We start from the raw sequence: 12954 nt of genomic DNA, 5'->3' as shown, positions 1-12954 counted from the left end.
GCGCGCAGACGAAATCCAGCGCTTTTTCGAGTCCGGTGTCGGGATCGACATCGGCGAACGATTCGGTACTCACGGTGGGCAAGGTGTCCACGCGATCGAGAAGCTGACCCTGGGCGTCATAACTCAGGCGGGTCGCAAGCGATGTCTGGCGTTTTGCGCAGTCGAACGCCATCCGTTGCTTGAGCAGCGTTGCCGGCGCCACGCCGCGCGCGACCGCCGTGGGCTGGTCGTAGCTGATCTGCATCCACGCGTGGCGAATGTCGCCTTTGCGGACGATGGAGTCGGCGTCCACCGACTCGGTCCACGCATTGGGCGCCGATGCGATGGTGGTCCAGTTCGCGGCATGCACGAGCGGCGCGGCCGCCGCGAGAGCGAGACACGCCAGCAACCGCCGCGCGCTGCGATGGAGCGAGGCGTGCCGGGGATGCAGTGAGATCGGAACCTGGGTAGTCATCAATTGCCGTGAACAGAGGGATAACGCGCTCATTGTAATTTCACAGCGTGAAAACGCGCGGCGCCGCCTGCATGGAACGGCCGGGAAAGCCCGCTTTGCGCTGCCGCTCTTCAAGCCGGACACGCCACTGCCACAGTTGGGTGGTGCCATTCTCGCAAACGATTAACCAGAACTCGCTTCGGGCGGCGAGACGCTATATATTTAGGGCTTTGCCCGTGGCCCGGCCTGGCGCGGAAGCACGGGTTTGCACCTCGGACCGATTCACGGCAATAAAGGTTCGGCGATTGAGCCGGCGGGGGCGCCGAGCGCGCTCCTGAACAACCGGTAGGACCGTATAAAAAACGCCTTGGAGGCCTGATTGTGATGTCGCGCGAGCGCATGGGGGAGGTGCTGGACCGTAGCGGTCTGGCGATCCGGTGGGGAGGCATTCTCGGCCTCCTGTGCCACCCTATCTATTACGTCGTGTGGACTTTTGTGCTGCCCCAGCCCTACGACAATCTGTTTCTGCGCCTTAGCGCAGCGCTCGTGTGCATCCCGTTGATTTTTCAGGCCCAATGGCCGAAGCGCTACAACCGCTATCTGCTGATCTACTGGCATGCGTGCCTGATCTACGTTTTACCCTTCGTCTGCACGTACCTCACGATCAGAAACGGCTTCTCCACGATGTGGATGATGACCGAAGTGATGATGATCTTCATCCTCGCGCTGTGCATCGACAGTCCGCTCCTGCTGATTGCGTGCATTGGCATGGGCGTGGCCACGAGCTCGCTGGCGGCGGTGCTGTCCTCGCCAACGCCGATCGTGCTGACGGCGGCCACGCAGGCCGACCTCGCGCTGCTGCCCGTGGTCGTGCTGTGCAGCATGGCGTTCAGCTACGCCGTCAACATGGGCCGCGTGTGCTTCGAAAAGAATCGCGCCTTGCAGGCGCTTGCGGGTTCGATCGTGCACGAGATGCGCAACCCGCTGAGCCAGTTGAAACACGTGCTCGACAGCATCGAGGAAACCCTCGCCGCCACCCACGAAGCGCATCGCGCGACGATGATCTCGCCCGAAGACGCGGCCGCGCTCAACCGGCATCTCGCGCAGGGCAAGATGTCGATCGAGCGCGGCCTGCGCGTGATTGCGATGATGCTCGACGAAGTGGGCACCCGGGCCATTCGTCCTGAACGTTTCGCGTATCTGGGCGCGGCGGCTGTGACGCGCAAGGCGATCGACGAGTACGGTTTTGCCGACGACGCCGAGCGCAACAAGGTGCGCCTGATCGTGCGCGAGGACTTCACGTTTCGCGTCGATGAAACCGTCTATCTCTTCACGCTGTTCAATCTCATCAAAAACGCTCTGCATCACATGGCCGCGCGTCCGTCGGCTACGCTCACGCTGATGATCGAGCGCCACGCGGTCAGTGTGCGCGATACCGGCGCGGGCGTGCCGCCCGAGCTTTTGCCGCATCTGTTCAGCCCGTTCCGCACCACCGGTGCGAGTGGCAACACGGCAGGAACGGGACTGGGCCTCGCGTATTGCCGGCGTGCGATGCAGGCGTTCGGCGGCAGCATCGAGTGCCGCTCGGAGCCGGAGCAGTTCACCGAATTCACGCTGCGCTTTCCGCCGGTGCCCGAGCGGGAAGTGGCCGAATACGAGCGCGAGATTCTCGACCGGGCGATGCCGGTGTTCGCGGGCAAGCGCATCCTTATCGTCGACGACGACGACCATCATCGCACCCGCACGCGGCGCGTGCTGGCCGGTCTGGGCGCGCTGGTGAGCGAGGCGGCCAATGGCCAGAGCGCGTTGGCGATGCTCGGCGACAGCGAGACCGCGCCCTCGGATCTGGTGCTGCTCGACGTCAACATGCCGGTGCTCGACGGCTACGCGGTCGCGGAAAAGATCCGGGCGAACCACGCGCATCCGAACCAGGGCGTGCCGATTGCGGGCTACACGGTCGAAGAAGGCAGCGTCGCGCAGGTGCGCGCGCGGCGCGCGGGTATGGATGTCGTGATCGGCAAATCGGGCGGGGCGATGGGGCTGATCGTCGCGCTGGAAACGCTGTTTGCGAGCGGCAAGCGCCGTCGTGTTTATGGCGGTTTCGACGGGCTGCTCGGCAAGTCGATCCTCGTCGCCGACGACGACGCCTTCAGCCGCCAGGTCGCGAAGGCCGTGCTCGAACGCGGCGGCGCGCGCGTGCTGGAGGCGGGCCACGGCCAGGCGGTGCTGGCCTGCCTGCAATCGGACATGGCGATCGACGCGATCGTGATCGACATGAACATGCCGGGCATGGGCGGCGTGGAGGCTACGGCGCGCATTCGCGCGCGCGGCGACCGCTATGCGGCAACGCCGATCATCGCGCTGACCTCGCAGTCGGACATGGAGGCGGTGCGCGAATGCATCGCGGTGGGCATGAACGACGTGCTCGTGAAGCCGGTGCAGGCTGCGACGCTCTACGCCTCGCTGATGACCCATCTGGCGCGCGTGCATGCGCCCGCAGCCGGGGTCGCGGCGCACGTTTCGAATGATCCTCAAGCCGCTGACGAGCGCGATCTGCTCGACGAACGGCATCTCGACGAACTCGTCGGGCTGGATATGCTCGACCAGACCTTCCTCGACGGCATCGCGCAGCTGCGCGCGCTGGTGAGCGAGATCGCCAACGCCGCGCGCGCGCAGGAGATCGAGGCCACGCACGCGGCGCTGCATCGCCTGCTGGGCGTGAGCGGCAATATCGGTGCGAAGGCGCTGCATACGTATGGGCGGCGTCTCTACCCGCCCATGGTCGAGGGGCGCTGGCCCGAGGAAGCGGACTGGATCGAGTGCCTCGCCGCGCTGGGGGCGCGTTCGGCCGATGCGCTGGATGCCTACTTCGCGTCGGTCGCGGCGCTGCGGCCGCAATTGCTGCGTTAATCATGGATTGCAGGGATTGGCGTCGGGCCGTTACGCGCTGAACGGTCCTGCGCGCCAGGCACGCGTTGCGCCTTATCTATGCGAAAAATTCATTGATTAAGAAAAATAAGTAACCAGACGCATGGAGTGATCGGGATACCATTCGGGTTATCCCGTAAAACATGCACTTCAGGCCGTTCTCATGAGTTCCAATCCCCCTTCGATATTGCCCAGCAAGCCCTTGGCGTTTGCGCTTGTGACCATGCTGACCGGTGTCGGCGCGGGGCTTGGTGGGATGGGGCTCGCGCTATTGCTGCATGCCGTCCAGCACGTCGCCTACGGTTACAGCCTGGGGCAGTGGGTGGGACACGAGAGTTTTCTGGATGGAGTGAGCGCCGCGTCGCCGCTGCGCCGCCTTGCGGTTCTGGCGCTGTGCGGCGCGGTCGCCGGCGTCGGCTGGGCCGCGCTGTATCGCTATGGCCGCCCGCTGGTCAGCATCCGCAAGGCGGTCGGTTCGGCCGACCCGCGCATGCCCCTGGTGAGCACGACGGTGCACGCGCTGCTGCAGATCGTGACGGTCGCGCTCGGCTCGCCGCTCGGACGCGAAGTCGCGCCGCGCGAAATCGGCTCGTTGCTGGCGGCGCGTCTCGCCCATCGCGCCGGTCTCACCAGCGCCGATTGCCGGCTCATGGTCGCGTGCGGCGCGGGTGCGGGGCTTGCCGCGGTCTACAACGTGCCGCTCGGCGGCGCGGTGTTCGTGCTGGAAGTGCTGCTGGGGACCTTCGCACCGCGCGCGCTGATCGTCGCGCTGGTCACATCGACGATTGCGGCGGTCGTAGCGTGGAGCGGTCTGGGCAACGAGCAGCAGTATGTCGTGCCCGATTTTGTTTCCAGCGGGCCTTTGCTGGTCTGGGCGGCCGTGTGCGGGCCGCTTTTCGGGCTCGCGGCATGGGGCTTCGTCAAGCTCACTTCCAGCGCGCGCTCGCACGCGCCGCGCGGCCTGAAGCTGGTTGCGTGGTCGATCGTGAACTTCGTGGCGATTGGCGCGCTGGTGATGGTGTTTCCGCAGCTTGCTGGCAACGGCAAAGGGGCCGCGTCGCTGTCTTTCGGCGGCGATCTCGCCATTGGCCTGGCCGCCGTGCTCCTGGTGCTGAAGGTGGCGATCGAGGCGTCGAGCCTGCGTGCGGGCGCGGAAGGCGGCCTGCTCACGCCGGGCCTGACGAATGGCGCGCTGCTTGCGGTGGTGCTGGGCGGCGTGTGGAGCATGGCCTTGCCGACGCTCGCGCCCGGCGCCTGTGCGCTGATCGGCGCGGGGGCATTTCTGGCCGCCTCCATGCAGATGCCGCTCACTGCCGTGGTGCTGATCGTCGAATTCACGCATGCGAATCACAACCTGCTGTATCCGCTCCTGCTTGCCGTGGCTGGCTCCGTGATGACTTTCCGCTCGATTCCCGCCGTCCTCGCTTATTTCAGCGATCTGCGCACGGGCGCGGAAATGCCTGAAAAACAGCTCGAACGCACCAACGCCTAAGCGCATCCGGTTTCTTAACGTTTTCTTGACACCTGTTTTCTTACTATTGCAAATGATTTTCATTTGCGAAACAGGATAACAACATGGTGTTCAGTCGGGGAACGTGGGGCCGGCCGTCGGCGCTGTTGACGAATTTATTGAGCGCGACGGTGGGCTGTGTCGCCATGGCTGCCGCGCACGCGCAGACCACGGCGAACCCGCCGACGTCAGCCATTGCGGACGCTGCGAAAGCATCCAGCGCATCCAGCGCAGCGGAAGCGTCCACGGTATTGCCTGCGGTGAAGGTGAGCGGCCAGAACTCGCCCTATCAGACCAAATATCTGGAATCCGATCAATTCACCGCGCCCTTGCTCGATATGGCGCAGAGCGTGGCGATTGTGCCCAAGCGTGTGCTTGACGAACAGCAGGCGCAGAGCCTGCAGGACATTCTCAAGAACGTACCCGGTATCACCTTCACGTCCGGCGAGGGCAACCTGGGCTGGGGCGATATGTTCACGATTCGCGGTTTCTCCGGCGAGCAGAGCATCACGATCGACGGTCTGCGCGATGCAGGGCTGGCTAGCCGTTCCGATACCTTCGACGTTGAACGCGTGGAGGTCTTTAAAGGCACAGGCACGATCGAATCGGGCGTCGCCGCGCCTGGCGGCAGCGTCAATCTCGTTACGAAAGAGGCGCACCTGGGCGATGCGTATCATCTGGCGACTACGCTTGGCAGCGCGCGTTATCGCCGCGTGACGGCGGATCTCGACAAGCAGATCGGCGAGCATACTGCGCTGCGCCTGAATCTGATGCGTCATACGCAGGATGTCGATGAGCGCGCCAACGTTCACGACGACCGCTGGGGCGTGGCCGGCTCGCTCGCCATGGGGCTGGGTACGCCAACGCGTGTGACGCTCGACTATTTCCATCAGCAGGACAACAACGTTCCCGATACCGGCGTGCCGATCGAGCGCGGCACCGGCGGCAAGACGTTTCCGGGCGTCGCCCGTAACGCGTGGTATGGCGATCCCAATCTGTACAAGGATCATTCGACGACTAATCGCGCGACCGTGAAAATCGAACACGATTTCAACGACAACACGCGAATCTCGAACATCACGCGCTGGGAGCAGACCGATCGCACCACGGTGCTTGCGCCCGCGCGATTCAATTCGACGAGCGGCACCTCGTACGGTTATACGGGCACGGGATCGCTGATTACGAGTGGTTCGGGCATTCTCTCGTACAGCGGCGCGGCGGCGGACGCGAATCTTTCTCCGCTGGCGGTTTTGCGGGGCAATAACTACGGCACCTCGAAACGCTACGACATTCTTGCGAACGAGACCAATCTCAACACATCGTTCGACACGGCGGGGCTGCATCACGATCTGGTGATCGGCGCGGAGTTCTATCACGAACGTTATGGCGATCTGCCGCGCAGCGTGCTCGCGCCATCGACGAATCCGGTGATGGATTTGACCAATCCGTACGGCGTGTCGATGGGCGGCGTGGAGACGATGGAAGGCACGACCGGCGATTACGCGGCGGTCAACGACGCGGGCGTTTACGTGCGCGACACCGTGACCATCACGCCGAAGTGGATCGTGGAAGGTGCGGCGCGCTATGACCGCTTCTGGGTCAAGCAGGTGAGCGGCGCGGCCAATGCCCATACCGTCCTGAATACTAGCGACGGTGCATTTAGCGGGCGTATCGGCGTGACTTACAAGCCGTTGCCATTCGGCAGCATTTACGCGAGCTATGCGCGCGCGTCGCAGCCTTCGGCGGTGGGCGCGACGACCAATAACACGATTTATGGCGCGACATCGTCGGCGGTTGCGAATCTCAAACCCGCCGTCGCGCAGACCTATGAACTGGGCACCAAGTGGGATTTGCTGAACCAGCGTCTCTCGCTCACCGGCGCGCTGTTTCGCACCGAACTCAGCGATTCGTGGGATTACGGCGATACGACCTCAAGCGTGGTGCGCGAATTGCCGCCCAAGCGCGTAGACGGGATCGAGATTGGCGTGTCCGGCAATATCACGCAGAAGTGGTCGGCGTTCGCAGGCGTAGCGGCGATGCGCGGGCGCATCACCAAGGGCGTCAACGAAGGCCAGCGTCCCGCCAATGTGCCGAACGCGACCTTCAATCTCTGGACCACCTATGCGGTAACGCCGAAATTCTCGGTGAGTTATGGCATGCAGTACGTGGGCACGCGCCGCTATACGGACAACGAATATGTGGGTGGGCAGAACAACAACAGCAGTACGGTGAGCGGTGCAAACGGCACGCATCCGGCCTATGTCTACGATGCGGAAAAAGCGCCGGCGTTCTGGCTGCATTCGCTGGCGGCGCACTATGAGGTCAACAAGAATCTGTCGCTGGGCCTTAATGTGCAGAACCTGTTCAACAAGTTCTATTACTCGGCGGTGGGCGCTTCGCTCGACGGCTTCCAGCTTTATGGCGTGCCCGGCGCGGGCCGTACGGTGCTGCTCTCGGCCGACGTCAGGTTCTGACCGGTCGTGTCTGCTATGACGGCGGCCCGCGTAATGGGGGCCGACGTTCGATGTCATTCAAAGAGTCGAAAATGATCGTGGAAATTCCGGGCGTTTTCAGCCCGCAGGAAGCGCAGGTTCTGGTGGAGAAATTGCGCGCGACGCCGTGGGTCGACGGCAAGGTTACCGCGGGTGCGCAATCGCAGCGCGTCAAGCACAACCGCCAACTGGACGGCGATGATCCGCTTGGCCGCGAAATCGGCGATGAGATCATCAACCGGCTCGCCAAAGACGCGGTGTTCATGTCGGCGGCGCTGCCAAAGCGCATCTATCCGCCGCTTTTCAATCGATATGGCATTGGGGAATCATTCGGATTCCATATCGATAATGCGGTGCGTGGAATTCGTGCGTCGCGCGAGCGCGTGCGCACGGATCTGTCCGCCACGCTATTTCTCTCCGATCCCGATACCTATGACGGTGGCGAGCTGGTCATTCGCGACACCTACGCCGAGCAGCGCGTCAAACTCAAGGCCGGGAGCATGATCCTGTATCCGGGTTCGAGCGTCCACAAGGTACAGCCCGTGACGCGCGGCGAGCGTATCGCTTCGTTCTTCTGGATCGAAAGTCTCGTGAGAGAAGACGCGCAGCGCAACCTGCTGCTCGATATGGACGTGGCGATCCAGCGTCTCACGCAGCAGGAAGCGAGCGAGGAATCGCTCGTGCAGCTCACGGGCTGCTATCACAATCTGCTGCGTATGTGGGCCGATTGCTGATTTGCAATGAACATCAGGCGCCTACTGGCGGCATCAGATCGATATGAAAACGCGCTCCGGCTCCAGGCTGGGAGTCGAGCGTGACGCGCCAACCCTGGTGTTCACAGATACGTTGCACGAGCGACAGACCCAGCCCCAGATTGCCGAGATTGTCGACGCGGGCGCCGTCGCCTCTTACAAAGGGCGAAAAGACTTGCGGCGCGATATCGGCAGCGATACCGGGGCCGTCGTCCGTCACATCGAAAGCGCTCACTCCGGCACGAATCACGATCTGCGTGCCGCTGGATGCATGCTGGAGCGCATTGCGGATGAGGTTCGATAGCGCAATGCGCACCAATGCAGCGGGGAAGGTTGGAGTACGTCTGGCGTCGGTTGCATCGGCGTAATCGACGTAATCGACGTAGTCGGCGATCAGCCGCAAGCCCAGGCGCTGCGCGCGCTGATTCCAGTGCGCCACTTCCTGCTCGACGGCTTCGGCAAGCGTGCTTTGCTTGAAGCCGCTTGCGTCGGATGAATCGCGTGCGAGCATCAGGTACGCAGCGAGCTGCTGATGAATGTCGATCGAAGCACTGTGCACGCGTTGCAATTTCTGCTGCAGCGTGGGCGTCAATTGTGGATCGTCGAGCAGCAGTTCGCAGGAACTCGATATCACCGTTAGCGGCGTGCGCAATTCGTGGCTGACGTCGGCGGTGAAGAGTCTTTCGCGTTGCAGCGCCATTTCGAGCTGGTTATAGGTGGCGTCGAACGCTGCCGCAAGGCGTCCGATTTCGTTGCCTGGATAGGCGTGGGCAATGCGGGTTTGAGGCGGCAGTGCAGGGCGTTTGATCACCTGTTCGGCAAGACCGGCGAGCGGACGGACGAGTCTGCGCGTGACTGCACCGCCCAGCAGAAAGGCGATGAACAGGCTCGCGCCCACGCACAGCACGGTGATCCAGTGCGAGTGGACGCGGCGCTGCTCGAACGCGGTGTAATCGCGTAGCAGCACGTAGCGCACGCCGTCACGGTCGTCGGCGATGACGTGCCAGTCGCGTTCGTCGTGTTCGATACGCGTGAAGCCGGGCTCGATCTGGCGCAGCCAGTCGGGAAAGGTTTCGCTGCCGGGTTCGCCATGAAAGAAGCGGCTGCCGCGCCCCACGTCCTTGCCAGCGAGATATTCGCCGCGCACGCGATCAAGCGCCATGCCCATATCGATCTGTTGCAGATGGGTTTCCAGGCGATTGACGGTCCACATCGAGACCAGCGAAAGCAGTGCGCCCACCAGCACTGCGACGATCAGATACGCAATTACCAGCTCGCGTGCGAGCGTGCGCTGTCTGGATCGCGGTCCAGGGTCGGTGGCGCAGGCGTGCTCAGACGCCATCGTCCGAACCCGCATGCAGTTGATAGCCGACGCCGTGCACCGTATGCAGCAAAGGCTGCCCGAACGGCTTGTCGATCACCTGGCGTAATTGATGAATGTGCGTGCGCAGGCTATCGCTATCGGGCGGTGAATCGAGCCACAAGGCTTCTTCAAGGCGCACGCGCGAGACGACGGCGGGGCTTTCCTGCATGAGCATCTTCAGCACGGTCATGGGCGCAGGCGGCAGGCGCAGCGTCACGCCGGCGCGCGACAGGGAACGCGTGTCGATATCGAGCACGAGATCCGCGACCTGAAGCGTGCGCGCGGCGGCGCGCTTGCGCGGGCGCTGCAGCAGGGCGTTGACGCGCGCGGCCAGCTCGGCGAGCGCAAAGGGTTTGACCAGGTAGTCGTCGGCGCCCGCATGAAAGCCGCTCAGACGTTCATCGAGCGTATCGCGCGCCGTCACCATGATAATCGCGGTCTCGCATTGGGCCTCTGTGCGAAGGCGCCGGCACAGCTCATAACCATCCAGACGGGGAAGCGAGAGGTCGAGCACGATCAGGTCGTACTCATTGCGGGTCGCGAGTGCGTAACCCTGCATGCCGTCGAGTGCGCAATCTACGAGATAGTTTCGCGCCCCCAGATAACTGGCGATATTGCCGAGAATATCGGGGTCGTCTTCGATTGCGAGAATACGCATATTGCAGATGGGGCCGTGTTACTGAGTATGACGGATTTTATCAGTCAGCCCCGCATTTTGCCGCGAAAATGCAATAAGAAAGAAGTCCTTATCGATTGTGGATTACTTCATTGACGCTCCGCGAGTGCCTTGATCCGTTCGGCCACCACATCGTCGATTGGCGTATAAACAATCATGCCAAGATCCGGGCGGCCATCGACTGCAAATGCGGAGTACTCCAGTTCGATTGATCCGAGTTCCGGATGCATCAGCCGTTTCACACCGCCATCGGCGTGGTTATGCAGGTCGTTCTCGCGCCATAAGGCTTCGAATTCAGGGCTCGCGGCGCACAACTCATCGACAAGCTCGCCAGCCTCGGAAACGAGGCCCGCACGCGCCACGTCGGCCCGGAACGCCCCCACGACAAAACGCGCGACGCTGTCCCAGTCGTGCTGCTTCGCACGCACCTCTGCATGGCCGAACAGAAAGCGCAGGATGTTGCGCCCACCGGGCGGCAGCGCGCCGTAGTCGGTCAGCACGACAGCGGCGGCGCGATTCCACGCGATCACGTCCCAGACGGGATTCTTGATGATGGCGGGACTCGATTGCAGCGAATCGAGAAAGCGCTGCAGTCGTGGGTGGACGTCGTTGTCGGCGCGGTAGCGCACTTCCGGCGGTCGGCCCAGTCCGAGCATGAAGAGATGTTCGCGCTCGGTGTGGGTGAGCATCAGCGCGCTGGCGATGCGTTCGAGCACGCTCGCCGAGGGCGCGCCGCCACGCCCCTGCTCGAGCCAGGTGTACCAGGTCGGGCTGATATTGGCGCGTTGCGCGACTTCTTCGCGGCGCAGGCCCGGCGTGCGCCGCCGCCCCGAATAACCAAAGCTCGCGGGATCGAGCCGGGTGCGGCGGCTCTTCAGGAAGTCGCCCAGAGAGGCTGGCGTGGTGACTGACATGGGATTCCTGTTAGTCGTTTTACCATGATAACGTCACTACTTTAACGGAATAAAAATCCGGCTGATAGTGCGGAGGTCACGACCAGAAGGAGTTGACGATGCGAATCTTTTTGACGGGCGCGACCGGCTTTATCGGCTCGGCCCTTGTTCCGGAACTGATTCAGGCCGGTCATCAGGTGATCGGCATGACGCGCTCGGACGCCGGAGCGCAGGCGCTCAGGGCGGCAGGCGCAGAACCTCACCGCGGTACGCTCGAAGACGTCGAAAGCCTGAAACGCGGCGCCGAAAAGGCGGACGCGGTAATCCACGCGGCGTTCGATCACGACTTTTCCCGATTCGCCGAAAACTGCGAAAAAGACAAACGCGCGATCGCGGCACTAGGCTCGGTGCTGACGGGATCGGACCGGCCGCTGCTGATTACGTCGGGCACTGGTGTGGGCAGCGGAGATCACGGCGAAGCCGCAAGCGAGGACGTGTTCAACACGAGTCATCCCAATCCGCGTATCGGCTCGGAAATCGCGGCAAATGCGCTGCTGGACGCGGGCGTGAATGTTTCGGTGATGCGCCTGCCGCAAGTGCATAACCCGCTCAAGCAAGGGCTGATTACGCCGCTGATCGCCATTGCGAAGGAGAAAGGCGCCGTGGCGTACGTTGGCGAGGGGCGTAACCGCTGGCCGGCAGGGCATCTGTCCGATGTGGTGCGTTTGTATCGGCTCGCGATTGAAAAAGCGCAGGCGGGTGCGCGGTATCACGCCGTGGGGGAAGAGGGCGTAAGCAGCCGCGACATCGCGGAATCGCTCGGGCGTGGGCTTGAATTGCCTGTCGTGTCGATCGGCGCGGAGCAGGCGCAAGCGCAGTTCGGCTGGATGGCCTTGTTCGTCGGCATGGATATGCCAGCTTCCAGCGCGCTGACCCAGGCGCGCCTTGGCTGGCGACCCACCGGACCGTCGCTTATTTCGGATCTGGATCAGGCGCGGTATTTGTAGCGCCGCCTGATTTTGAATTAGAGCGATAGCTGGGCTTTTTTCGTCAGCTATTGCTCTGTCTGGCACGTGAAAACAAAATCTCGCGCATCGCTTTTCGGGCCCAAACCGCTTTCAAATCGATCGAATGCGTAGATCACCTGCACGGATTGATCGGCGCAGACTTTACGGGCAACCTTGAAACAGGTCTTACTGCTGTCGAACATTCCGTGGCAATGGACGCTCCAGCCTTCACGGTCGTTGGACAATTTTACGGTTTCCACATTGTGTGGCAAATGGGACGCCGTCGTGCAACCAGCGACGGATACTGCCGCAATTAGCGCGGTGAGAATATGGGTTTTCATGCATTGATGGTCTGACTTAGTCCACCGTGTAGCCGTGGCCCGTCATGCAGGCACGCCACGCACGCCAGTACGAAGACAGACCGGCTTCGTTGTTCACCTGCACCTGCGCGTCATACGCACCTATGGCGCGCCGCTCCTGACGGCGTTCAATGCCCCCGGCCATGGTTCCAATAGCGGCTCCGGCGGCCGCGCCTTTGCCTGCGTTGCCCCCGATGGCGCCGGCCACGGCACCCACCGCCGCGCCGCGCGCAGCGCCTACGACGCGTTGTCCGCCAGGTACGACGACCGGTGCGGCTGCCGTTGCTGGCCACGCCGGATCGAAGCCGGATTGCCCTTTGGCCCAGCCGTAACAGGCCGCGTCGTCGTTGGATTGCTGATAGGGCGTTTGCCCGCGAGCCGGATAGACCGTGGGCTTCGACGTGGCGTTCTTCGCCCAGGGCATGGCCGCGCTGGGCTGGACGCTGGTGTCGGATATCGCGCCGGCCGGCATGCTCGGCCTGACGGGCGGCATCTTCAACCTGGCCGCCAACCTCGCAGGCATCATCACGCCGCTGGTCGT

Annotated in this window: 11 protein-coding genes and 1 pseudogene; 6 read left to right on the top strand and 6 right to left on the bottom strand. The window is 63.0% G+C overall.

The window, feature by feature from the left end:
• A partial coding sequence (locus tag VG320_RS05495; protein ID WP_327199131.1) for a surface-adhesin E family protein occupies positions 1-454 on the bottom strand: 454 nt, incomplete at its 3' end.
• Positions 455-811: 357 nt separating this feature from the next.
• Between VG320_RS05495 and VG320_RS05490 the strand changes: the two genes are divergently transcribed.
• The 4 genes from VG320_RS05490 (at position 812) to VG320_RS05475 (ending at position 8097) form a co-directional block, all read left to right on the top strand.
• Positions 812-3343 (top strand): response regulator, encoded by a 2532-nt coding sequence (locus tag VG320_RS05490; RefSeq protein ID WP_327199132.1) that lies wholly within the window; start codon positions 812-814, stop codon positions 3341-3343.
• 181 nt (positions 3344-3524) lie between these two features.
• Positions 3525-4853, top strand: coding sequence for a chloride channel protein (locus tag VG320_RS05485; RefSeq protein ID WP_327199130.1), 1329 nt, complete (start codon positions 3525-3527; stop codon positions 4851-4853).
• Between the two features lie 83 nt (positions 4854-4936).
• Positions 4937-7345, top strand: coding sequence for a TonB-dependent siderophore receptor (locus VG320_RS05480; RefSeq protein WP_327199129.1), 2409 nt, complete (start codon positions 4937-4939; stop codon positions 7343-7345).
• 71 nt (positions 7346-7416) lie between these two features.
• A complete protein-coding gene (locus VG320_RS05475; RefSeq protein ID WP_327199128.1) occupies positions 7417-8097 on the top strand; it encodes a Fe2+-dependent dioxygenase in 681 nt (226 codons plus the stop codon).
• Positions 8098-8110: 13 nt separating this feature from the next.
• Here the strand turns inward: VG320_RS05475 and VG320_RS05470 are convergent, their stop codons facing one another.
• The 3 genes from VG320_RS05470 to VG320_RS05460 form a co-directional block, all read right to left on the bottom strand.
• A complete protein-coding gene (locus VG320_RS05470; protein WP_327199127.1) occupies positions 8111-9457 on the bottom strand; it encodes a HAMP domain-containing sensor histidine kinase in 1347 nt (448 codons plus the stop codon).
• Positions 9447-10136, bottom strand: a complete 690-nt coding sequence (locus tag VG320_RS05465; protein WP_327199126.1) for a response regulator transcription factor — start codon at positions 10134-10136, stop codon at positions 9447-9449. The genes VG320_RS05470 and VG320_RS05465 overlap by 11 nt, the downstream gene beginning before the upstream one ends.
• A 107-nt stretch (positions 10137-10243) precedes the next feature.
• The gene (locus VG320_RS05460) at positions 10244-11068 is read right to left on the bottom strand and encodes a helix-turn-helix transcriptional regulator (RefSeq protein ID WP_327199125.1); all 825 of its coding nucleotides are present in this window, start codon (positions 11066-11068) and stop codon (positions 10244-10246) included.
• Between the two features lie 98 nt (positions 11069-11166).
• Here VG320_RS05460 and VG320_RS05455 point away from each other — a divergent pair, with 98 nt between their 5' ends.
• Positions 11167-12054 (top strand): SDR family oxidoreductase, encoded by an 888-nt coding sequence (locus VG320_RS05455; protein ID WP_327199124.1) that lies wholly within the window; start codon positions 11167-11169, stop codon positions 12052-12054.
• Between the two features lie 47 nt (positions 12055-12101).
• Here VG320_RS05455 and VG320_RS05450 read toward each other — a convergent pair whose 3' ends face one another.
• Both VG320_RS05450 and VG320_RS05445 read right to left on the bottom strand, forming a co-directional pair.
• On the bottom strand, positions 12102-12395 hold the full coding sequence (locus VG320_RS05450) for a hypothetical protein (protein ID WP_327199123.1): 294 nt from the start codon (positions 12393-12395) through the stop codon (positions 12102-12104).
• 16 nt (positions 12396-12411) lie between these two features.
• Positions 12412-12837 carry a glycine zipper family protein gene (locus VG320_RS05445; protein ID WP_327199122.1) on the bottom strand — a complete coding sequence of 142 codons (426 nt, stop codon included), beginning with the start codon at positions 12835-12837 and terminating at the stop codon, positions 12412-12414.
• On the opposite strand from VG320_RS05445, the pseudogene VG320_RS05440 reads away from it, so the two are divergent.
• A pseudogene (locus tag VG320_RS05440) lies at positions 12815-12954 on the top strand (MFS transporter); the annotation flags it as partial. The gene VG320_RS05445 and the pseudogene VG320_RS05440 sit on opposite strands and share 23 nt — an antisense overlap.

The sequence above is a fragment of the Paraburkholderia sp. genome, assembly GCF_035948235.1.
Classification (GTDB): domain Bacteria; phylum Pseudomonadota; class Gammaproteobacteria; order Burkholderiales; family Burkholderiaceae; genus Paraburkholderia.
Note: the sequence above shows the minus strand (reverse complement) of the source record. Positions and strands in the feature narration are given on the sequence as shown.

Coding starts and splice junctions, on each gene's coding strand:
- VG320_RS05470 (WP_327199127.1), bottom strand. CDS start 9,457: ATGGCGTCTGAGCACGCCTGCGCCACCGACCCTGGACCGCGATCCAGA.
- VG320_RS05465 (WP_327199126.1), bottom strand. CDS start 10,136: ATGCGTATTCTCGCAATCGAAGACGACCCCGATATTCTCGGCAATATC.
- VG320_RS05460 (WP_327199125.1), bottom strand. CDS start 11,068: ATGTCAGTCACCACGCCAGCCTCTCTGGGCGACTTCCTGAAGAGCCGC.
- VG320_RS05450 (WP_327199123.1), bottom strand. CDS start 12,395: ATGAAAACCCATATTCTCACCGCGCTAATTGCGGCAGTATCCGTCGCT.
- VG320_RS05455 (WP_327199124.1), top strand. CDS start 11,167: ATGCGAATCTTTTTGACGGGCGCGACCGGCTTTATCGGCTCGGCCCTT.
- VG320_RS05445 (WP_327199122.1), bottom strand. CDS start 12,837: ATGCCCTGGGCGAAGAACGCCACGTCGAAGCCCACGGTCTATCCGGCT.
- VG320_RS05485 (WP_327199130.1), top strand. CDS start 3,525: ATGAGTTCCAATCCCCCTTCGATATTGCCCAGCAAGCCCTTGGCGTTT.
- VG320_RS05475 (WP_327199128.1), top strand. CDS start 7,417: ATGATCGTGGAAATTCCGGGCGTTTTCAGCCCGCAGGAAGCGCAGGTT.
- VG320_RS05480 (WP_327199129.1), top strand. CDS start 4,937: ATGGTGTTCAGTCGGGGAACGTGGGGCCGGCCGTCGGCGCTGTTGACG.